19 protein-coding genes are annotated in these 23,342 nt (G+C 34.6%); 8 read left to right on the forward strand and 11 right to left on the reverse strand.

All coding sequences use genetic code 11. The features are described 5' to 3' along the window. Window positions 1-149 precede the first annotated feature (149 nt). From H4O20_RS10420 to H4O20_RS10440, 5 genes are all read right to left on the reverse strand, one after another. On the reverse strand, window positions 150-683 hold the full coding sequence (locus tag H4O20_RS10420) for a YSC84-related protein (RefSeq protein ID WP_139854064.1): 534 nt from the start codon (window positions 681-683) through the stop codon (window positions 150-152). A 124-nt stretch (window positions 684-807) separates the two neighbouring features. Next, a complete protein-coding gene (locus H4O20_RS10425) occupies window positions 808-1,161 on the reverse strand; it encodes a hypothetical protein (RefSeq protein WP_139854065.1) in 354 nt (117 codons plus the stop codon). A 107-nt stretch (window positions 1,162-1,268) separates the two neighbouring features. After that, window positions 1,269-2,159 carry a DUF6268 family outer membrane beta-barrel protein gene (locus H4O20_RS10430; protein ID WP_185099218.1) on the reverse strand — a complete coding sequence of 297 codons (891 nt, stop codon included), beginning with the start codon at window positions 2,157-2,159 and terminating at the stop codon, window positions 1,269-1,271. Window positions 2,160-2,217: 58 nt separating this feature from the next. Beyond that, a complete protein-coding gene (locus H4O20_RS10435; protein ID WP_185099219.1) occupies window positions 2,218-3,708 on the reverse strand; it encodes an aminotransferase class V-fold PLP-dependent enzyme in 1,491 nt (496 codons plus the stop codon). Between the two features lie 20 nt (window positions 3,709-3,728). Continuing rightward, window positions 3,729-5,822 (reverse strand): thioredoxin family protein, encoded by a 2,094-nt coding sequence (locus tag H4O20_RS10440; protein ID WP_185099220.1) that lies wholly within the window; start codon window positions 5,820-5,822, stop codon window positions 3,729-3,731. Window positions 5,823-6,226: 404 nt separating this feature from the next. Between H4O20_RS10440 and H4O20_RS10445 the strand changes: the two genes are divergently transcribed. From H4O20_RS10445 to H4O20_RS10460, 4 genes are all read left to right on the forward strand, one after another. After that, window positions 6,227-6,745: a hypothetical protein gene (locus H4O20_RS10445; RefSeq protein WP_185099221.1), complete on the forward strand. Its 519-nt coding sequence runs from the start codon at window positions 6,227-6,229 to the stop codon at window positions 6,743-6,745. 219 nt (window positions 6,746-6,964) lie between these two features. Further along, the gene (gene ileS, locus H4O20_RS10450) at window positions 6,965-10,396 is read left to right on the forward strand and encodes an isoleucine--tRNA ligase (RefSeq protein ID WP_185099222.1); all 3,432 of its coding nucleotides are present in this window, start codon (window positions 6,965-6,967) and stop codon (window positions 10,394-10,396) included. A gap of 3 nt (window positions 10,397-10,399) precedes the next feature. Next, window positions 10,400-10,783 carry a TraR/DksA C4-type zinc finger protein gene (locus tag H4O20_RS10455; RefSeq protein ID WP_139854072.1) on the forward strand — a complete coding sequence of 128 codons (384 nt, stop codon included), beginning with the start codon at window positions 10,400-10,402 and terminating at the stop codon, window positions 10,781-10,783. Window positions 10,784-11,088: 305 nt separating this feature from the next. Continuing rightward, the gene (locus H4O20_RS10460) at window positions 11,089-11,688 is read left to right on the forward strand and encodes a lipoprotein signal peptidase (protein ID WP_185099223.1); all 600 of its coding nucleotides are present in this window, start codon (window positions 11,089-11,091) and stop codon (window positions 11,686-11,688) included. A 54-nt stretch (window positions 11,689-11,742) separates the two neighbouring features. Here the strand turns inward: H4O20_RS10460 and H4O20_RS10465 are convergent, their stop codons facing one another. The 6 genes from H4O20_RS10465 to H4O20_RS10490 all read right to left on the reverse strand — a co-directional run bounded on the left by H4O20_RS10465 (window position 11,743) and on the right by H4O20_RS10490 (window position 16,513). Beyond that, the gene (locus H4O20_RS10465) at window positions 11,743-12,309 is read right to left on the reverse strand and encodes a 5-formyltetrahydrofolate cyclo-ligase (RefSeq protein ID WP_139854074.1); all 567 of its coding nucleotides are present in this window, start codon (window positions 12,307-12,309) and stop codon (window positions 11,743-11,745) included. A gap of 188 nt (window positions 12,310-12,497) precedes the next feature. After that, a complete protein-coding gene (locus H4O20_RS10470; RefSeq protein ID WP_139854075.1) occupies window positions 12,498-12,953 on the reverse strand; it encodes a DUF4168 domain-containing protein in 456 nt (151 codons plus the stop codon). Window positions 12,954-13,183: 230 nt separating this feature from the next. Beyond that, a complete protein-coding gene (locus H4O20_RS10475) occupies window positions 13,184-14,197 on the reverse strand; it encodes a succinylglutamate desuccinylase/aspartoacylase family protein (protein ID WP_185099224.1) in 1,014 nt (337 codons plus the stop codon). Between the two features lie 2 nt (window positions 14,198-14,199). Next, window positions 14,200-15,072 carry a 30S ribosomal protein S6--L-glutamate ligase gene (gene rimK / locus H4O20_RS10480; protein ID WP_139854077.1) on the reverse strand — a complete coding sequence of 291 codons (873 nt, stop codon included), beginning with the start codon at window positions 15,070-15,072 and terminating at the stop codon, window positions 14,200-14,202. Then, window positions 15,069-15,494: a RimK/LysX family protein gene (locus tag H4O20_RS10485; RefSeq protein ID WP_139854078.1), complete on the reverse strand. Its 426-nt coding sequence runs from the start codon at window positions 15,492-15,494 to the stop codon at window positions 15,069-15,071. The genes rimK and H4O20_RS10485 overlap by 4 nt, the downstream gene beginning before the upstream one ends. 146 nt (window positions 15,495-15,640) lie before the next feature. After that, window positions 15,641-16,513: a RimK family alpha-L-glutamate ligase gene (locus H4O20_RS10490; RefSeq protein WP_185099225.1), complete on the reverse strand. Its 873-nt coding sequence runs from the start codon at window positions 16,511-16,513 to the stop codon at window positions 15,641-15,643. A 131-nt stretch (window positions 16,514-16,644) separates the two neighbouring features. On the opposite strand from H4O20_RS10490, the gene uvrC reads away from it, so the two are divergent. From uvrC to hppD, 4 genes are all read left to right on the forward strand, one after another. Next, window positions 16,645-18,447: an excinuclease ABC subunit UvrC gene (gene uvrC / locus H4O20_RS10495; protein ID WP_185099226.1), complete on the forward strand. Its 1,803-nt coding sequence runs from the start codon at window positions 16,645-16,647 to the stop codon at window positions 18,445-18,447. Window positions 18,448-18,479: 32 nt separating this feature from the next. Next, window positions 18,480-20,714, forward strand: a complete 2,235-nt coding sequence (locus H4O20_RS10500) for a patatin-like phospholipase family protein (RefSeq protein WP_185099227.1) — start codon at window positions 18,480-18,482, stop codon at window positions 20,712-20,714. A 132-nt stretch (window positions 20,715-20,846) separates the two neighbouring features. Beyond that, window positions 20,847-22,004 carry a homogentisate 1,2-dioxygenase gene (locus H4O20_RS10505; RefSeq protein WP_185099228.1) on the forward strand — a complete coding sequence of 386 codons (1,158 nt, stop codon included), beginning with the start codon at window positions 20,847-20,849 and terminating at the stop codon, window positions 22,002-22,004. A gap of 126 nt (window positions 22,005-22,130) precedes the next feature. Further along, a complete protein-coding gene (hppD, locus tag H4O20_RS10510) occupies window positions 22,131-23,291 on the forward strand; it encodes a 4-hydroxyphenylpyruvate dioxygenase (protein WP_185099229.1) in 1,161 nt (386 codons plus the stop codon). Window positions 23,292-23,342 lie beyond the last annotated feature (51 nt).

Genomic DNA, 23,342 nt, shown 5'->3' on the forward strand with positions numbered 1-23,342 from the left:
TTTTCAAAGGTATCAAAATAAAAGCTTCGTAGGGTTTTAGTAGTAGTTTCACTTGAAAAAACCGAATAAAAAAACTGTTTAAGACCTCAAATACGTCTTAAACAGTTTTTATAAAATGCCTTAAGCTTTATATCTATTATGAAAATAGATTAATCGAAAGGTCTAAATTCAAATTTTTGTCCTCCAACGGAAACCTCTGCCATTAATCCTTCTTTCGGAAGTGTAAATACGGCTACACCATCAGTATATGTTACATCAAATGAAGGTGGACTTTGGTTTACAGCAATGGCCGATAAATTTGATCCAAAACGAAATTTATTACTCATGAAGTCTTCAACAGCTTTGTCTGTTTTTAAGAAAATAATTTCGCTAAAGGCTTTTCCTCCAATTTGTGCTCCCACATCAAGTTGTTTCATACTGGCCATACCTACAAGTTGACCTTGTTCATAAACTGCTCCATTACCAGATGCGGCGCCAATAATCACAGCTCCTTTACCTACATTTGGAAAAATCACATAGGCTTTTGCATCATCAAAATAGCGTTGAAGTTTTGGGTTGACTTCTAGAAAAGCAGCTTTCGCATTTTCAGCATCTGCAACCACTCTTTTATCATCGACGGCTTGCGCAAATAATGATACACTAAAAAATAGCATCATTACCATTAATATGTTTTTAGTTTTCATAATCTTAATTTTTATTATTTAAGTCTAAAATTACTTCTTTCACAAAAAAGGATAGGTTAAAAGAGTGTTAGATTAAATATAATTATATGCCAATAGGCTATTAAAAAGGAAGGGGCAGCAATATTTATTTGAGATCTTTTTTTACTAAAAGATAAAAGTCATTGTCTAATGGAAGATATCCTTGGTCGTATAAATAATAATAGGTAGAACCTGATTTTGTGGTATAGGTGCTTGTGAAGTATTCAAAACTAAACCCATTTCTTTGAAGTGTACTTTTTGTGGTTTTGGTTTTATCTTCCTTATTTAATTCTTCGAGAATACGATAGTTTTTACGGAGTCGGTTATTTATATTTCTAACTAAGTTTTTACTGTCCTTATTAAGAGAGTTATTATAGGAATTACGACAAGCGTCGCTGCAGAATTTCTTATCTGCGCGTCCTATAATTTTACCCCCGCATTCTGGACATTTTCGCTCCATAGTCTAAATATAAAAAATTCAAGGATCAATTTCCAATTTAAAAATCTGAAAGTCAGTTATTTTAAAAATTTATTTCTCAATCTATAGGTTTTAATTGTGATTAATCATCACTTAATATGAAATCTATAAATAGCTTCCAATTTCAAAAATACTCCGCCACTTAAAGTAGGGTTTAATTGTGTTCTATTATCGCCAAAACTAAAGGCAGAAAGACCTAAATCAATCTTTTCGCCATCTGCATACATTTCATATTTATTGGTAGAATATCCAATCTTGGCACGTAGCAAAACACTTTCTTGTAAAGCATTAAATTGTAAATAACTCGCAAATTCTAATGAACTTAAATCGGCGTAAAGTGTTTTGATGTTTTCATAATGAACATTATAACTGCGTCCAATTCCAAAGTAATCAATTCCAACGGTTGTAGCACCTAGCTTGTAACTAACATCGGCTGCAATTGGCAGACTCATATCCATTTCAAATCGTTTGTTTGGGCTTAGATAATACCATCCTAAAATAGGAGTAGTGAACAACCCAAAAGCTTCTTGAGATCCATAAAACCCGAAGCGATAGGTAAGGTTTTCATTCTTTTTTAATTTTAACAAAGCAAAGGCTCCAAGAAAAAAGTCATCACTAGAAATATCATGGTAATCTGAAGCAACTTTAGGCAACAAAACTATTGTTGTACTCCATTTTTCGGACCATGTAGAGGCCATTCCTAATTTCAAATTCGTACTGTAAAGATTTGAAAATTCTGATTTGGGAAATAATTGAACATTATTAAAGCTAAAATCTGCTCCTGTAATTAATGCGTGGTTTTCGTTTAAAACTAAAGGAAATGTGAAGCCAACATTAAAAAATTCAACATTTGTATCACTGTCGGAATCTTTAAAATTATTATTTAAAGTTTGCCCATATCCTATTCGGAATAGATCCACATATTCTTGTGCAGAAATTGAAAGCGGAAACAGAAAAACGAGAAGTAATAGTTTTTTCAATATATGTAGAATAAAATGGTAAGCAAGTTTATCGTTTTAAAGATAAAATAAATTTTTACTAGAACGTAAACCAGTCCTCCATTTTATTGTCTACAACTTCATTGATATGAATATATTCGTTGCTATTTGAATTATACTTATAGTCTTTACTCCAAGTTGGAAAGTTTTCTGCTAATTGTTTTAATGCCTCACAAACGTATAAAACTTCAGCATTAGTTGTTGTAGGACTAAAAGACATCCTTATCCACCCTGGTTTATGCGATAAATCGCCAGAGTCTATTTCGCAAGTAATACTATTTGAAGTTTCTTGATCTACGTGAAGCAAATAATGACCATAAGTGCCTGCGCAAGAACAACCTCCACGAGTTTGAATTCCGAAATAATCATTTAAAATTTTCACACCAAGATTGAAGTGTAAATCATCTATATAAAAGCTGATTACCGCCAATCTATCTTGAATATTTGGCGCGAGTATGTTTAGGTTTGGGATTTTATTGAGTTTTTCAAAAACTAAATCTAAAATTTCGTGTTCGCGTTTTAGAATATTTTCAACTCCCATTTTTTCTTTCAAACGAATTGAAAGCGCCGTGCGAATAGTTTGTAAAAATCCTGGGGTACCGCCATCTTCACGAGTTTCGATATCGTCAATATATTTATGATTCCCCCAAGGGTTTGTCCACGATACAGTTCCTCCTCCTGGGTTATCAGGAATAGTATTTTTATAAAGATTATTATTAAAAATTAGCACACCACTACTTCCAGGACCTCCCAAAAATTTATGCGGCGAAAAGAATATCGCATCCAGGTGAGCACCTTCTTCTTCTGGGTGCATATCAATTGAAATATACGGCGCAGAACAAGCAAAATCTACAAAACAAAGGCCTCCTTGCGCGTGCATCAATTTTGCAATTTCGTGGTATGGCGTCTGAATTCCTGTTACGTTAGAGCAAGCGGTAACTGCAGCAATCTTTATAGGTCGATCTGCATGTTTTTTTAGAATTTCTTCAAAAGTTTTTAGACAAACTAAAACATCATCATTTGGTGGAATTACAACAACATCTGCTATAGTTTCTAACCATGAAGTCTGATTGCTGTGGTGCTCCATATGGGTGACAAAAACCACAGGTCTTATTTCATCAGGAATCTTAGTGTACTTTTTAATATTCTCAGGAATTTTCAGTCCAAGAATACGTTGAAACTTATTTACAGCTCCCGTCATTCCGCTACCAGAGGTAATTAACACATCATTTTGGTTGGCATTAACGTGCCTTTTAATAATGTTTCTAGCCTCGTGGTAAGCTCTAGTCATCGCCGTTCCCGTTACGGATGTTTCGGTATGCGTATTAGCCACAAAAGGTCCAAAGTCGTTTAGAAGTTTTTCTTCAATGGGCCCGTACAAACGACCACTTGCCGTCCAGTCGGTATAAATTATCTTTTTGCTTCCGAATGGCGAAGTAAAGCTTTGATTGATACCAACAATATTATTTCTGAAAGTCTCAAAATACTTTTCCAGCGCGCTAGCCTCTATATTTTTTTCAGAAGTTATCACTATCTAAAATTTAAATGTTATTATTTATCGAAGGCACCTACACCATTTTGAAGCCAATCGTAATACTCCTCAATATCTGGAGTATAACCTACTGGATCTATCAAGTTTTCTTCGTTGTGATCCATTAAAACATAGAATGGCTGAGCATTTGCTTTATATCTTAAAATTTGGAATTCACTCCATTTTTGACCGATATACTTCAACTCTTTTCCAGATATTTCCGAAATGTACTTTTCGCCTTCCGGCAATGGTCTTTTATCATCAACATATAGCGAAATAAGAACTACGTCATTATTCAATAACTTTAATATTTTAGGTTCACTCCAAACGCGTTCTTCCATTTTACGACAGTTTACACAAGCGTGCCCCGTGAAATCTACCAATACAGGTTTTCCAACTTTTTTGGCATATGCCAATCCGGTTTCATAATCGTGGAATGCCAAAATATCGTGTGGTCCAAGGTGAGCTCCTTCAGGGAATTCAGCTGTAGTAGCGCTTCCACCGCTACCTAATTTTGTGTAACCTACACCATAAGGAGATTCGCTGTACTGCATTGGAGGTGGGAAACCACTAATTAATTTTAGAGGAGCACCCCACAATCCTGGTATTAGATAAATAGTAAATGCTGCGACAATTAATCCTATGCTTAGACGCCCTACGGATAATTTGTCGATAGGCGAATCGTGTGGTAATTGGAATTTTCCGAATAAGTAAAGCGTTAAAGCTCCAAAAACAGCAATCCAAATTGCTAAGAATACCTCTCTTTCTAACCAATGTAGTTGAAGAACTAAGTCTGCGTTTGAAAGGAATTTAAATGCTAATGCCAATTCTAAGAATCCTAAAAACACTTTTACTGTGTTTAACCATCCACCAGATTTTGGAAGTGAATTCATCCACCCTGGGAAAGCTGCGAACAATGCAAATGGCATGGCTAACGCTAATGAGAATCCGAACATCCCAACAAAAGGAGCAATTCCACCTTTAGAGGCAGCTTCTACTAGCAATGTTCCAATAATAGGACCTGTACATGAAAAAGAAACAATGGCTAATGCCAGTGCCATAAAGAAAATCCCGATTATACCTCCTCTATCTGCTTGTCTGTCTACTTTATTTGCCCAAGAGTTAGGAAGCATTATTTCAAAAGCACCTAAAAATGAAAGTGCGAATATTACTAGTAATATGAAGAAAAAGAAGTTAAACCACACGTTTGTTGACAAAGCATTAAGCGCATCAGCTCCAAAAAACCAAGTAACAATTGCACCTAAGAATACATAAATTACAATAATTGCAATACCGTAAATAATAGCATTTTTAATTCCCGCTGCTCTAGATTTACTTTGTTTTGTAAAAAAGCTAACAGTCATCGGGATCATTGGGAATACACAAGGTGTAAGCAATGCAGTAAACCCAAAAAGGAAAGCAACAACAAATATTGTCCAAAGCCCTTTACTCTCTTGTTTTTTAGTTTGCTCAACCGCAGCCTTAGAAGAGTCTGATGTTTTTGCCGCTCCTTGAATTGTATCTGTAGTAGTTACATTTTCTAGAAAATCGGTAGTGGAAGGAACAATTTCTTCAACATTTTTTTCTTCCACTTTTACGTCATCAGATTTAGAATCATCTGTATCCACAGCTGCTATTGCTGAATCTGAATCTTTTTTAGGGTCTGGAATTTTAAAAATAAGATCTACATAGTTTGGTGGCAAACAACGAGTGTCGTCACACACCATGAATTCAACTTCACCTTTTACAGTCGTTCCTTTATCCCCTGTTAATTGTACACGTTGAGTAAATGTAGCAGTGTTTGAGAAGAAAGTAATTATCATATCAAACACAGGGTCAAGTTCTGTAACTCCCTTCCCTTCTTTTACTTTTCCTATAGTTTTGTAAGCATTATTTTCTTCAAAAGTAAAAACAGTTGGTAGCGGACCTCCCTCTGGAACTACTTGTGAATAAAGATGCCAACCACCTTCAATAGTAGCTTTTGAAATTAAATCGTATTCAGTTTCTGATATTTTTTTTACGCTAGTAGACCATTTTACTGGGTCTAATATTTGAGATTGAACTGTAGAAAGCGAAACAATAGTTAAGAGGAGGTAGAGAAAAAATTTGTTCATTTTAAATTTTTGAATTTTTCCCAAAAAACCGATAGCCAATGAACTACGTATTTTTATTGGGGAGTTTTTTTACAAGTCACTAAAATTTTAAACCCTAAAAAGGTAATCCACAAATATATTGATAACTTCCGTTTTCAATTACTAAAATTTAAATATTCTACAGTATTAACATTAGCACATTAACTTAACAATATTTAATCTCAAATTTGAAATGAGGATTTTGATTTTTTTCAGGGTCAAATTTCATAAATACTAGATCTGCAAAAAATCTGTTAATCACTTTACTATTTGGATTATACGCATTACTTTCGCCGCCTTTACAATAAAATATATAAATCTAAGTTTTGATGAAAGTATTATATCTCAACTTTGTTTATAAAACAATTTAATTTAAAACCACAACTATGAATTTTAAAAAATTAATTTTTCTTTTTACACTTGCGCTTGCAACAATTAGCTGTAGTAGTGATGATGATGGGCCAGGACCTTACGTATTTAGTAATGATAACCTATCGGGTAACTACAAAACAACATTATTAACAGGCGATATTGAGCAGACTTACACTGTAAATGGAACAGAAGTAAAATCTGTTACTAAAATTGTTGGAGATACTTTTCAAATGACTACAGTATTTGGAGCTAATGGTTCTTATAGTGCATCAGGGCAATACCGTATTGAAACTAAAATCACAACAGCTGGGAATACTACTACCGATTCTGAAATTATCGTTGTGGAAGATGAAGGTACGTATTCTATTAGTCCAGATAAAAAGAGATTGACTATTACAATTGACGGGGATGCTGAAACTTTTGATGTTTCTCTTTTCAATGAAACAAAATTGAACTTAAAAAGAGAAATTAACGAAACAATTAATGATGTTCCTACTGTAGGTACTTTCAAAGTAAACTATGAGCGCATCTAAGAATTGATTGACCTTATTAAAAAGTCGTCTAAAATTAAGTTTTAGACGACTTTTTTTATTGAATAATTTTTAAAGACACCTCTTTACAAACACTAATTGAATTAGTAACGCTTCTACTTCAAATTTTGCCTTTAGTCTCTGCTACTCAATTCTGTAAAATTGCTTATTTTTGCACCCTGTCTACAAAAAGGGCATAAAAACTATTACAACACCCAACTTATGAGCACAAAATTTAAAGAATACAAAGGGCTAGACCTCCCTAAACTGGCGGAAGAAGTACTCGATTTCTGGAAAGATGAAAACATTTTTGAACAGAGTATTTCCATTCGTGAAGGAGCAAAACCATTTGTATTTTTTGAAGGACCACCATCTGCCAATGGTCTTCCAGGAATACACCACGTTATGGCGCGAGCTATAAAAGATATCTTCTGTCGTTATAAAACCCAAAAAGGATATAAAGTAGATAGAAAAGCTGGGTGGGATACTCACGGTTTACCTATTGAGTTGGGAGTAGAAAAAGAATTAGGAATTACCAAAGAAGATATCGGCAAAAAGATTTCTGTTGAAGAATACAACGCTGCTTGTAAAAAAGCCGTGATGCGATATACAGATGTTTGGAACAACCTTACCGAACGCGCAGGTTATTGGGTAGATATGGAAGATCCATACATTACCTATGAACCAAAATACATGGAAACTGTTTGGTGGCTTTTAAAGGAAATCTACAACAAAAACTTAATTTATAAAGGCTATACAATTCAGCCGTATTCACCGAAAGCGGGAACAGGATTAAGTTCACACGAGCTTAACCAACCTGGAACTTACCAAGACGTTACAGATACAACCGTTGTTGCTCAGTTTAAAGCAATCTCTGAAACCCTACCAAGCTTTCTATCGGAAGAGTCAAAAGATATTTGGTTTATAGCTTGGACTACAACTCCTTGGACACTGCCAAGTAACACAGCGCTAACTGTAGGTCCAAAAATTGATTATGTATTAGTAAAAACATTTAACCAATACACGTTTGAGCCTATAAACGTAATCTTGGCTAAAAATCTAGTTGCTAACCAATTCTCTAATAAATACGAGAAAGTAACAAATGCAGAAGCGTTAGACGCATACAATAAAGAAGATAAAAACATTCCATATTTTGTTGTAAAGGAATTTAAAGGATCGGAATTAGTGGGTATTAAATATGAGCAGTTATTAGATTATGCTCAACCTCACGACAATCCCGAAAATGCTTTTAGAATAATTTCAGGAGATTTCGTTACCACAGAAGACGGGACAGGGATAGTACATACAGCTCCAACTTTTGGTGCGGATGATGCGAAAGTTGCAAAAGAAGCAGTTCCCGAAGTACCACCAATGCTGGTGCAAGACGAAAACGGAAACCTTGTACCACTAGTTGACCTTCAAGGAAAATTCCGTCCAGAAATGAAAGAGTTTGCTGGTAAATATGTAAAAAATGAATATTATGACGATGCTGATGTGCCAGAAAAGTCTGTTGACGTTGAAATCGCCATTAAATTAAAAATTGAAAACAAGGCATTTAAAGTAGAGAAATACCTTCACAGCTATCCTAACTGCTGGAGAACAGACAAACCTATTTTATACTATCCATTGGATTCTTGGTTTATTAAAGTAACCGAGTTCCGCGATAGAATGCACGAATTAAACAAAGAAATAAATTGGAAACCAAAAGCCACAGGTGAAGGCCGTTTTGGTAATTGGCTTGCAAATGCTAACGATTGGAACCTTTCACGATCACGCTATTGGGGAATTCCTTTGCCAATTTGGAGAACCGAAGACGGAAAAGAGGAAATCATAATTGGGTCAATTGAAGAACTGAAGGCCGAAATGCAAAAAGCGGTTTCTGCAGGATTGATGGAGAAGGACATTTTTGAAAATTTCAAAGTTGGAGATTTCTCAAAAGAAAACTATGATAAGGTTGACCTTCATAAAAACATAGTTGATGGAATTACACTTGTATCTCCAAGTGGAAAGCCAATGAAGCGCGAATCAGATTTAATTGATGTTTGGTTTGATAGTGGAAGTATGCCTTACTCACAGTGGCACTATCCTTTCGAAAACAAAGAAAAAGTTGAAAAAACTTGGCGCCAAGCAGATTTTATTGCGGAAGGAGTTGACCAAACTCGTGGTTGGTTCTACACACTTCACGCAATTGCTACAATGATTTTTGATGATGTAGCATATAAAAACGTAGTTTCAAACGGACTTGTATTGGATAAAAACGGTCAGAAAATGAGTAAGCGTTTAGGAAATGCTGTAGACCCATTCGAGACTTTAGATACTTACGGTCCAGACGCTACACGCTGGTATATGATAAGCAATGCCAACCCTTGGGATAATTTAAAGTTTGACCAAGACGGCATTTCAGAAATACGAAATAAATTCTTCGGAACACTATATAATACGTACAGTTTTTTTAGTTTATATGCTAATCTCGATAATTTTAAGTATCTTGAAGAAGACGTTGCCTTAGAGGAAAGACCTGAAATTGACCGTTGGATACTTTCTGAATTACATACACTTATTCAAAAAGTGGATGAATATTATTCAGATTATGAGCCTACAAAGGCTACACGTGCAATTTCAGAGTTTGTACAAGAGAACTTGAGCAACTGGTTTGTGCGATTAAGTAGAAGAAGATATTGGAAAACAGCTCGACCAAATCAAAATGGAGGAAGCACTAGTAACATCGATAAACTTTCGGCTTACCAAACGCTTTACACTTGTCTTGAAACCGTTGCTAAATTAGGTGCGCCTGTAGCTCCGTTTTTTATGGATAGGCTTTACAAAGACTTAACAGAGGGGACATCTAAAGATAAAAAAGCCTCAGTACATTTGACCGATTTTCCAAAGGCCGATGCTGCGTTCGTTGACAAGAAACTAGAACACAAAATGCAAAAAGCGCAAACAATATCATCATTGGTATTATCGTTGCGCCAAAGAGAGAAGATTAAGGTACGTCAACCACTTCAGAAGATAATGATTCCTGTATTGGATGATTCTGATAAAGAAGAAATACTAGCTGTTTCCGATTTAATAAAGAGTGAAGTAAATGTAAAAGAGATAGAGCTTATTGACGAAGGATCTGGTATATTGGTAAAACAAATAAAACCAAATTTTAAGGTGCTAGGACCACGTTTTGGGAAAGATATGAAAGCTGTAGCAGCAGCAATTTCAAAATTTGACCAACAACAGATTGCAGAAATTGAAAAAGAGGGGGAAATAACTGTACTTATTAATGAAATAAATACTAAATTGGCACTTGAAGATGTAATTATTAGCTCTCAAGATATAGAAGGCTGGTTAGTAGCAAATGCTAATGGTATCACAGTAGCATTAGACGTTACAATAACACCAGATTTAAAAAATGAAGGTATAGCTCGTGAGCTCGTAAACAGAATTCAAAATCTAAGAAAAGATAGCGGGTTTGAAGTTACAGACAAAATAAAAGTTACACTTCAAAACAACGAAATATTAGAAACTGCTGTGACACAATACATGCAGTATATTAAAGAAGAAACACTAACAGAGGTTATGCAGTTTCAACCAAATTTACAGGACGGAACGGAAATTGCATTTGATGAAATTGAAACACTTATTAGTATTATAAAACATTAGATTATGACTGACACAGAAAAAACCAGATATTCAGATGCTGAGCTAGAAGAGTTTAGAGCACTTTTAAATGAAAAAATTGCCAATGCAACTGAACAATTAGAACTTATCCAAAGTGCTTATAAAAACGATAGCAATAACGGTACAGACGATACTTCACCTACATTCAAAGCTTTTGATGAAGGAAGTGAGGTTATGAGCAAGGAAACTTCTTCACAGTTGGCTATTCGCCAAGAAAAGTTTATCCGTGACCTTAAAAATGCATTAGTGCGTATTGAAAACAAAACTTATGGAATTTGCCGTGTTACAGGTAAGTTGATAAACAAAGAGCGTTTAAAACTTGTTCCACACGCTACATTGAGTATTGAGGCTAAAAACTTACAAAAGTAATTTAGACCGCTGACTTATTTTAAAATCATCAATTGCCCCGAGAAATTCGGGGCTTTTTTATGGAATACAGTTTCAGAAATCAACAATTGAAGAAAGTATAATTGCCAATTGTTCATTTAAATCACTTCCTATTGAAACTGAAAGAAATAACCAAAGTGTTTCAGTACTAAGTATAGATAAATATTACTATTTTTGCCGTCATTCTCAAAAGATATGCTATTGAAAAACCCTGTTTTTTAAAGTAAAAATTTTGAAACAATGGTTCTCTAAAACTGTATAGCTGAAAAGCAATTGCCGAAAAAATTATGAGTATTAAAAAAGCCTCTCTCATTATTATTTTGATCTTATTAATAGATCAAATTTCAAAATATTACATCAAGACTAACTTTATGTTAGGCGAAGAAATTCGTGTTTTCGATTGGTTCCGAATACTTTTTGTAGAAAATGAAGGTATGGCTTGGGGCGCTAAAATTCCTGGAGAATACGGCAAACTTTTTTTAACGCTATTTAGGATTGTAGCTATTGGCGGAATTGGGTATTGGCTGTGGGACTCTGTTAGAAAAAACGCTCCTAATATTTTAATTTTATGCATCTCCTTGGTTTTTGCTGGAGCATTAGGTAATATAATAGACTCGGTATTTTACGGTATTATTTTTAACGACAGCTATGGACAAGTAGCAACTTTATTCCCGGAAGAGGGTGGATATGGAACACTTTTTCACGGAAAAGTAGTGGATATGCTATATTTCCCATTATACGGAGGAACACTACCAGAGTGGATTCCTTTTTTCGGAGGAACGTATTTTACATTCTTCGACCCTGTATTCAATATTGCTGATTCTGCTATTAGCGTTGGGGTTATTTTATTACTTCTTTTTAATAAAACCGCGTTTCCGAAAAAGTAGCAGATTACTGAATAATAATACATCTTACATTACGCAAGCGACTATAAGTAACATTTATATAAATGATTGAGTACCCTTAGGAGTTACACAATAATCTAGTGGAATATCTGTGTTTTCGTAAGGAATTTCAGATTCAGCATCAAAAAATGAAAGTCCAATAAATACTGATGTAGACTTACATTTATTCAAAAACTTATCGTAAAAACCTTTTCCGTAACCTATCCTATTTCCTTTTTTATCGTAAGCTAATAAAGGAACAAATACCACATCTATTAATTCTGCCGGCACTTCTATTCCTGAAACAGGTTCCGGAATCCCATATTCTGAAGTTTTTAAAGCAGTATTTTCCTGTAACAATATATTTTTCATTTCACCTGAAGAAAACTCAGCTTTGGGAACGATAATGCTTTTATCCTTTCCTTGTAATATATGCAAAAGGTACTCCGTATTAACCTCTTGTTTCCCTGTGATAGTAAGAAAAATATGATAGTTGGTTTTATCCCAAATTGGCAGTTTTAAGGCTTGGTTTGCTATCTGCAAGCTCATTTCATCAATAGCTTCATCAGAAAGGCTTTGTCGTAATTCTTTGTATTTTTTTCGCAATGTGGGTTTATCGAGCATAATTCAGGCTGTATAATAAAAGTAACTTCAGTTAGAAATCATATTTCTAAGATTTACTGTAATTATTCATCATTACACAAATATAAGGATTGGAGTCTCTCTATTCTATTCATATTTAGATAGAAATTAGGGAATAAAAAAAGAGAGGTTAAAACCTCTCTCTTATTATATAAATATAGAATATTATATTATTCCTGACTTTTCATTAAAATAGCTTCCACACGTTGCTGCAAGCTTTTATCATTTTGAATTAATCCCGCAAGTGCTTCAAAACGTTCCATCGTTAAGCCAGTAGCAATAATTCTCTGACTTGCCTCCTTTTCTAATTCTGGTTGCAATTTTTGTATTTTTTCAATTGCACTTTGATGCATTTTTATTTCTTCGTCTGTGGCTTCAACCTTTAGCTCTGGATTCATACTAGCTTGCTGAATTGCACTAAAGCGTTGTACATCTATTCCTTCTGCTTCAATAATTTGAACCATCTTTTGTTGTGCCGTTTGATTTTGAACTTGTAATTCGATGTAAGCATTGGCAAATTTTGTTAACTCTGCCTCACTAACTTGGTTATCTTGAGCAAAAAGACCAAAAGTCCCCAACATTGTTACAAATAAAAATACACTTTTAAGTTTTACTGATTTTAACATAATTGTTATTTAAAGATAAAATGATTAGAAGAATTGACTCAATAATAAGATAGGTCTAAATGAGAAATCAATGTCAATTGTCAATTCCGAAAACTTCAAAGCTAACTGCATCATTAAATTCTGCCAATAAAAATCACTTTATTAACTTAATTTTAGTAGTATTTTATGATTCATAAGACTGGATCATAGCTTATTACGAAACCATTTGAGTATAAAAAATTTGCTTGTTATTAAATTATTTCGAGATTTTCTTCTTCAGATTCTAAAGTACTTGGCGTAATTGCTGTAGAGATATGAAATATTGCATCCCCTTGATTTACAATGGGCGATTGATTAACATTTATAATATACCCTTCCTTAGGAGACAAAACTTTGAAACGCATTTTACCATATGGATCTGTAATGGTAGCTAAAAACTCTCCTTTTTTTACGTGTTTATTACAGTCAATTTTTACGTGTAAAAGGCCACTTCTAACGGCACGAATCCACTTACTTTTTTCGACAATTACCGTTTCAGATTCAGCACCTGCAACACTATGTCTAGGCCCTAACATATCTAAATGTTTTAAAAACCTCATAATACCTTCAACACCTTCTCTTGCTATATCTTTATTGCTATCCAAACTTTTACCACCTTCAAAAAGCAATGAAGGTATTCCCATTTTGTGGCAAGTTTTTCTATATGATTTCTCTAATGTATTGGAATAAACTGTGAATGGCGCATTAAAAACTTTGGCTAGTTCTAATAACTTTTCGTCATCTGGTTTTATGCGTATTTGTGGAGCATTAAACCTACTAGCCCCTCCTGTATGAAAATCTAAACAGTAATCTGCGTGTGGCAAAACCTTCTTAGTAAAGTGATAGGCTACCCTACTTGCTAACGAACCTGTTTTAGTTCCTGGAAACACACGATTTAAGTCACGTCCATCAGGAAAATTTCGATCGCCATTAAGGAATCCAAAAACATTTAGAATTGGAATACAAATTATTGTACCTCGTTTTGGCTTGTTTATCTTTTTAGCAATAACCTGCCTTACTATTTCTACACCGTTAATTTCATCGCCGTGAAGAGCTGCTGTTATTAATACCGTTGGCCCTGGGATTTTCGATCGTTCAACGATTATTGGAATTTCTACTTTCGTAGATGTGTAAAGCTTTGCAATACTAAAATCTACTGTACGGCTTTCACCTAGGGCAATGCGTTCGTTTAAAATAACTATATCGCGTTCTTCTTTTTTGGCCATAATTACACGTTACGCTCTATATACTTTATAATTGAGTTAGCAATATCTTTTCCAGTAGCCGTTTCAATTCCTTCTAAACCAGGAGAGGAGTTAACTTCCAAAATAAGTGGCCCGCGTGCAGATTGAAGCATATCAACTCCAGCAATACCAAGTCCCATAGCCTTTGCTGCTTTTAAAGCTGCAGTTTCTTCTTCATCTGTTAGTTTTATAACCGATGCCGAACCACCTCTGTGTAAATTACTTCTAAACTCACCTTCTTTCCCTTGTCTTTTCATCGCACCGACAATCTGACCATCTACAATAAATGCACGAATATCGGCTCCTCCAGCTTCTTTAATAAATTCTTGCACAATTACACGAGCTTGTAAATTATTGAAGGCTTCAATTACAGATTCAGCAGCTTTTCTAGTTTCAACTAGAATAACGCCAATTCCTTGAGTACCCTCTAATAACTTAATAATTACGGGAGCACCTCCTGCCTGATCAACAATTTCCTTTACGTTTTTTGAATAGTTTGTAAAAACGGTTTTTGGAAGTCCTAATCCTGCACGAGATAAAATTTGTAAACTTCTTAATTTATCACGCGAACGCACTAATGCTTGCGACTCGGTAGTTGTGAAAACGCGTTGCATTTCAAATTGACGAACCACCGCAGTTCCGTAAAATGTAACTGAAGCACCAATACGAGGAATAATGGCATCGGTATGATCCAGCTTTTGACCCTTGTACATTATTACAGGGTTTTTCTTTTCAATAACTATATCGCACTTTGCATGATTGATAACCTCAACCTCGTGATTTCTAGCTTTAGCGGCTTCCACAAGTCGCCTAGTAGAATATAGGTTTGCATTTGCGGATAGTATTCTGATTTTCATTTTTTAGTTTTTAATTTATACGAAAGATTGGTTTTGTTGATGTCTACAACATATTTATTGCTCAAAAAACTTCTGCCTAAAAGCACAGGAAAACGCATTTCCTCACGATCACTTAGAGTTAAATAAATTTCTTGAGTTTTTCCGAAAAGAAGGATTTCCGTTTTTATTCTATATCTGGCTTCAGATTGACCGTTACTACTTTTTACAACTTTTACGTCGTACTCGTCAAAGATAATTTCCTTTTCGTGATAGCTTGGATGTTCTTCGTCTAAAAACAAGCATTTTAGGTAATTATCTTCAACCTTTACATTTTTGCAATGAATGGATGAAGTGTATGCACCTGTGTCAATTTTCACTTCAACATCAAACAGATTGAGTAAAGGAAAATCAGCTTTGTCTATTCTACCAATGTTTCTTTTCAATGTATTTTAGGTTTTTACAAATGCAAGGTATGAAAACGAATTTGATATTAAAATCGAAACCAAACCTCAACAGCAGATGATATATTTTAATTGTTTTATGTTTTTTGATTATATGAGACGAGTTTCTATTCGCCTCAAGGTATTAACTATTTAATATTGCGTTCAATATAACCAATTACACTTTTAGAAACATTTTTTCCAGAAGTATTTTCAATACCTTCTAAACCTGGGGTGCTATTTATTTCTAAAACTAACGGTCCGTTTTTGGATTGTAAGATATCAACCCCACAAAAACCAAGACCCATTGCTTTTGCTGCTTTAATAGCTAGTTTTTCTTCGGCTGTAGAAAGCTCAATGATTTCTGAAGAACCTCCGCGATGCAAATTACTTCTGAAATCGCCGGCTTTACTTTTTCGTTTCATAGCAGCAACCACTACTCCATCAACCACTATTGCACGTACATCAGAGCCTTTTACCTCTTCGATATATTCTTGCAATAAAAACTTAACTCCAGCGGCATTTAAAGTTTCTACAGTTGCCAATGCATTTTGTGGACTTTCAGTAAGAATAACCCCTTCCCCGTGAGTGCCTTCTAAAAGTTTTATGATGATTGGTTTTCCCCTAAATGTTTTTAACTGTTCTTCAAAATCATAGAAAGACGCAAATATAGTCCTCGGCATGGGAATTTGATGTTTTGCTAATACTTGAAAACACGTCCATTTATCACGGCTGTTTGTGATACCCAAAGAAGAAACCACTGTAAAAACTCCCATGGCTTCAAAATGACGGACAACACTAGTACCATAAAAAGTATTTGAAGCTCCAATTCTTGGAATAATTGCATCGAGGTATTCAATAAGATCACCTTCGTAATAGAGCACTGCCTTGCCGTTTTCTATTTCGAGATTGCAATAAGTAGGGTCCAAAACTTCTACATTATGATTTCTGGCTGAAGCAGCATGTAGTAGACTTTTAGTAGAATAAAGCGTCTCTCCACGCGATAAAATGGCGATATTCATAGATAACAGTTAGCGGTGCAATTTAACCAAAAAGGTAACGAGATTTAATGGTCCAAAAAAATAAATTACTATTAACATTTAGAAGCTGAAAACGCATCATTTAAAATTTACAAACTATTATCTTTGGAGTTATGTCTAATGCTTCGTTAACACTACAAATTTCAACACTCCCCGATTCGCCTGGAGTATATCAATACTACGATAGGGACGGGAAGTTACTTTACGTTGGGAAGGCAAAAAATTTAAAAAAAAGAGTTTCTTCTTATTTCAACAAACAACAAGATAACGGCAAAACACGAATTCTTGTAAAAAAGATTGCCAACATTAAACATATTGTTGTTCAAACAGAGACGGATGCTCTTTTGTTAGAAAACAACTTAATTAAGAAATATCAGCCACGATACAATGTGTTGCTGAAAGACGACAAAAGCTATCCGTGGATTTGTATAAAGAACGAACGTTTCCCAAGAGTTTTCCCAACGAGACGAATGATTAAAGATGGGTCGGAGTATTTCGGACCTTACACAAATATGAAAACCGTACACACCCTCCTAGATTTAATTAAAGGGTTATATCCACTACGTACTTGTAATTACGATTTATCTGAAGAAAAAATTAAAGACGGAAAATACAAAGTTTGTCTAGAATACCATCTCGGAAATTGCTTAGGGCCTTGTGAAGGATTGTATTCTGAAAAAGAATATCACGAAAATATTGAAGCTATTAGAGATATTGTAAAAGGAAATTTTAAAGAATCCTTGCACAAGTTCAAAAAGCTAATGAAGCAATATGCAGATGAATTACGATTTGAAGAAGCTCAACGCATAAAGGAGAAGATAGATATTTTAGAAAACTATCAATCTAAATCTACTGTTGTAAATCCTAAAATAAACAATGTTGATGTTTTCAGTATTATTTCTGATGAAGGCTATGCTTACGTTAATTTTTTACAGCTTTCACATGGAGCAATTATACGGTCGCATACACTAGAAATAAAGAAGAAGTTGGATGAAACCGACGAGGAGTTACTTCAACTAGCTATTATAGAACTCCGCCAACGATTCAATTCACTTTCAAGAGAAATTTATGTACCTTTTGCATTGGAATTGGGAGAAGAGGTAAAGGTTCACGTACCCAAATTAGGCGACAAAAAAGCGATATTAGACTTATCGGAAAGGAATGCAAAGTACTTTCGAATGGAGAAGTTTAAACAAGCTAAAATTGTAGACCCAGATCGTCACGAAAAGCGAATTATGGCGCAGATGAAAAAAGACCTTCGTCTTTCGGTAGAACCACGCCATATTGAATGTTTCGACAATAGTAACATACAAGGCACCAATCCTGTAGCTGCTTGTGTGGTTTTTAAAAATGGAAAACCAAGCAAAAAGGATTATCGAAAATTCAATATAAAAACGGTAGTAGGACCAGATGATTTCGCCTCAATGGAAGAAGTTGTTTACCGCAGGTATAAAAGATTGTTGGAGGAAGAACAACCTTTACCTCAACTTATCATTATAGATGGAGGAAAAGGACAACTTTCATCATCGTTAAAAAGCTTAGACAGATTAGGTTTACGTGGAAAAATAGCAATAATAGGAATCGCCAAGCGTTTAGAAGAACTTTTTTATCCAGACGATCCTATTCCTTTATATTTAGATAAAAAAAGTGAGACCTTAAAAATTATACAACAATTACGAAATGAAGCTCACCGATTTGGAATCACCTTCCACCGAAGCAAACGCAGTAAGCAAGCGCTAAATACAGAATTGGAAACTATTCCGGGAATTGGAGAAAAAACAATTGTTGAATTATTGAAGCATTTCAAAAGCACTAAACGTGTTGCTTCAGCTAATTTCGAAGAGCTTTCAAAAGTAGTAGGGGCTAGTAGAGCTAAGAAAATAGTTACCCATTTTCAAAAGACTAAGTCGGATTAATATATTTAATTAATAAAATCGAAATTTAATAAATGAAAAAAGCACTTTTTATATTATTTATACTAGTTTCTACGCTTTCATTGTCACAAACAAAAGATAAGGAAGATTTAAAAGTAGGCGTTGTTTTAAGTGGTGGAGGTGCAAAAGGACTTGCGCATATTGGAGCTCTTAAAGTTATTGAAGAGTCTGGGGTTCGTATAGATTATATTGGCGGTACAAGTATGGGGGCAATTATTGGAGCTCTATACGCAGCGGGATATTCGGCAAACCAGCTTGACAGTATTTTTCAAAAAACAGACTTTAATACTTTAATTCGCGACAATATCCCGAGAAGTGCGAAGACATTTTACGAGAAACAAGAATCGGAAAAATACTCCTTGATACTACCTTTCGATAATTTTAAAATTGGGTTTCCTTCAGGAATTTCTAAAGGTCAGAATGTATATAACTTAATTTCAAAATTAACCAGTCACGTTAGCACCACTTCCGATTTTAGTAAACTACCAATTCCATTTTTCTGTATTGCTACCGATGTTGAAACGGGAAAAGAAGTTATACTAGAGCGCGGCTACCTCCCTAGAGCTATTACTGCAAGTGGAGCCTTACCTTCGCTTTTTAGCCCTGTAATAATTAACGATCGCGTTCTTATTGACGGGGGTGTGGTTAATAATTATCCTATTAATGAAGTTAAAGCTAAGGGGATGGACTTAATAATTGGGATTGATGTTCAGGACAGTCTAAAAGACAGAACTAGACTTAAATCTGCTATTGATGTTTTAGTACAAATAAATAACTATCGCACCATTAATGATATGATTGAAAAACGTGGAAAAACCGATATTTATATACATCCAAATATTCAAGATTTCTCGGTTGTTTCATTCGACGAAGGAAAAAAAATAGTACAATCTGGTATTGATGAAGCAAATAAATTTCGAGAAGAACTACTTGAGGTAGCTTCGAAACAAAAACCTTCAGAAAAAGAGAAAGTAAATATTGTGAACCGAGACTCTATCTATATAAAAGAAGTGAAAATTGAAGGTCTTGACAATTATACTCGAAGCTATGTATTAGGAAAATTAAAACTCCGAACTCCAGATAAAGTAACCTTCAAAGCTTTTAATGAAGGAATCAACAACCTATCAGCTACAGGTAATTTTCAAGATATTAACTATAGGTTCATAGAAGACGACAACCAAGAAAACACTTTGTTATTACAATTACGGGAGAGCAAATCGTCAATGTTACTTCGTTTTTCAGCACATTACGACGATTTATTCCACACTGCAGCATTAGTAAACATCACTAAAAAGAGACTTTTAACCAATAATGATATCGCTTCATTAGATTTAATTGCAGGAGATAATCTTCGGTATAATTTTCAGTATTATATCGACAAAGGGTTTTATTGGAGTGTAGGAATTAATTCAAAATATCACTTTTTTGACACAGAAGTACCCATATCATTTATAGATCCAGATATAAATAATGAACTCTCTCTTCCAATTAATAAACTTTCCATTAACTATAGTGATTTTACAAATCAAATTTACTTCGAAACACTTTTTAAAAGATCTTTTGTATTTAGTATAGGCGCAGAGCATAAATACCTTAGATACCTATCGGAAACCATTGGTACAGATAATAACAATATTCCTCGTACTGTTTTTGAAAGTACCAATTACTATAGTGCTTTTGGGCTTTTAAAGTACGATACTTACGACAACAGCTTCTTTCCGAAAAGTGGAGCCTATTTTTCTGGAGATTTTCACTGGTATTTATTTGCTCACGGTCGAAACAAAAACTTTAGACCTTTCTCACTTGCAAAAGCAAAAATGGGTTACGCTCATAAAATTTCTGATAAATTTTCGGCTCACATAACCGCTGAAGGTGGTTTTAAATTAGGAGGCCCTGAAACCACGACATTAGACTTTGCACTTGGTGGATACGGATTTAAAGAGATGAACAACATTATACCGTTTTTAGGCTATAGTGCTATTTCACTTCGAGGAAATACATATCTTAAAAGCGTCCTTTCTATTGACTATGAAATTTTCAAAAAAAACCACATAAATGTTTCAGCAAACATTGCTAACGTAGGTAATGATCTTTTAGAAAATGGAGAATGGGCTGATGGCATCGACTACTCAGGGTTTTCTTTAGGTTACGGCTTAGAAACAGTTTTAGGACCTATGGAAATAAAATATTCTTTCTCACCGGAACACGATGAAGGGATATGGTATGTGGCATTGGGCTATAGGTTTTAATGTTTCCTTAGTTCAGTAACTAGTATATTTTTACGATATTTGTGAGGTTAAGCTTTTCAATTTGAAACATTAAAATGTTTACGTTGAAATTTTTAACCTCAAAATTTATTGATTTAATATTTAACATCATATATGCCTTTCTACCATAAACTTGGCAAAATACCGCCTAAACGACATACCCAATTTAGAAAGCCAGACGGAAGTCTTTACTACGAAGAACTTTTTGGCACAATTGGTTTCGATGGAATGTATAGTAATATCTACCACGAGCACAGGCCAACGCAAGTAAAAGAGATAAAAAAACAATACAATGTTTCACCTAAAATTGCAAGAGCTAATAATATAGAGTCACTTCGATTAAAAGGGTTTAATGTTGAACCAGAAAATGATTATTTAGAGAGTAGAAAAACTGTACTCACCAATAGCGACTGCAGTATTGTTCTTGCCGCTACAAAAAAATCTCTGAAAGATTATTTCTATAAAAACACAGATTCTGATGAATTAATTTTTATTCACAGAGGCTCAGGTAAATTGCGTACTTTTTTAGGAAATCTTGATTTTAAGTATGGAGATTATCTATTAGTACCTCGTGGTATAATTTATCAAATTGAATTTGATACTGAAGATAATCGTTTGTTTATTGTAGAGTCTAAACACCCTATTTACACTCCAAAACGATATAGAAACTGGTTCGGTCAATTATTGGAGCATTCACCATATTGTGAACGTGACATTAGAAAGCCCGAAGAACTTGAAACTTACGATAAAAAAGGTGAGTTTTTGGTTAAAGTAAAGAAGCAAGACGAAATTTTTGAATTGGTTTATGCCACCCACCCATTTGATGTTGTTGGTTATGATGGATATAATTTCCCTTATGCTTTTTCAATACACGACTTTGAGCCTATAACAGGGCGTATTCACCAACCGCCACCAGTACATCAAACATTTGAAACAAGTGCATTTGTGGTGTGTAGTTTTGTTCCAAGACTTTATGATTATCACCCGTTAAGTGTTCCTGCTCCATATAATCACAGCAATATTGATAGCGATGAAGTGTTATACTATGTTGATGGAGATTTTATGAGCCGAAACGATATTGAAGCAGGTCAAATTACCTTACATCCTGCGGGTATTCCTCACGGCCCACACCCAGGTGCAGCCGAAAGAAGTATTGGAAAAACTGAAACGGAAGAACTTGCCGTTATGGTAGATACTTTTAAACCTCTAAAGGTTACTGAAGATGGATTAAAACTATCTGATGGCACTTATTACAAAAGTTGGTTAGAGTAATCCTTCAATTGTAATTATATTTTATTATATAGTACATTTGAAGACAATTAAAGAATTTTACAAGAAGAAACTCTCATAGAGAATCTTCTCGATTAATAAATAATAGGATTTTTAGAAAATTAAATTATGAGCAAAGAAGTAAAGTCGGTCGAGTATGGACTAGAAAAGATTTTTGAAGGCGCAGAAGACTTTCTGCCGTTATTAGGTACAGACTACGTAGAGTTCTATGTGGGTAATGCAAAGCAAAGTGCCCATTTTTATAAAACAGCATTTGGATTTCAATCATATGCATATAAAGGTCTTGAAACAGGATCTCGTGATTCGGTAAGCTATGTGCTTAAGCAAGATAAAATCACACTTGTTTTAACTACACCTCTTAATAGCAAGTCCCCTATCAACGACCATATTGTAAAACACGGTGATGGTGTAAAGGTAATTGCACTTTGGGTAGAAGATGCTAGAAGCGCATTCGAAGAAACTACAAAACGCGGTGCTAAACCATATATGGAACCAACCGTGGAAAAAGACGAAAACGGAGAAGTAGTACGTAGTGGTATTTACACTTATGGTGAAACAGTACATATGTTTGTTGAGCGTAAAAATTACAACGGAACCTTTTTACCTGGTTTCCGTGAGTGGAAAAGCGACTACAATCCAACACCAACTGGTTTAAAATACATCGACCATATGGTAGGAAACGTAGGTTGGAATCAAATGAACGTTTGGGTAAAATGGTACGAAGATGTAATGGGCTTTGTTAACTTCCTATCATTCGACGACAAACAAATTCACACAGAATATTCTGCCTTAATGAGTAAGGTAATGAGTAATGGTAACGGACGTATTAAGTTCCCTATCAACGAACCAGCAGAAGGAGCTAAAAGATCACAGATTGAAGAATATTTAGACTTTTATGAAGATGCAGGAGTTCAACACTTAGCATTAACAACAGATGATATCATTAAAACTGTAAGTCAGTTAAAAGAAAGAGGGGTTGAATTCTTACCTCCTCCACCACAAGCATATTACGATGCTATTCCAGAGCGTTTAGGCGACCATATGAAAATGATGAAAGAAGACATTGACGAGCTGAGAAAACTATCTATTATGATAGATGCTGACGAAGATGGATACTTACTTCAAATATTTACCAAGCCATTAGAAGACCGTCCTACTTTATTCTTTGAAATCATTCAAAGAATGGGAGCAAAAGGTTTTGGCGCTGGAAACTTCAAAGCTCTTTTTGAATCTATCGAGCGCGAGCAAGCTCAAAGAGGAACATTATAAAAATGTAACTTTATCTAAACCCCATCGTCTTTGGTGGGGTTTATTTTTTGG

This window comes from Aequorivita sp. 609, assembly GCF_014212065.1.
Taxonomy (GTDB): Bacteria; Bacteroidota; Bacteroidia; order Flavobacteriales; family Flavobacteriaceae; genus Aequorivita; species Aequorivita sinensis.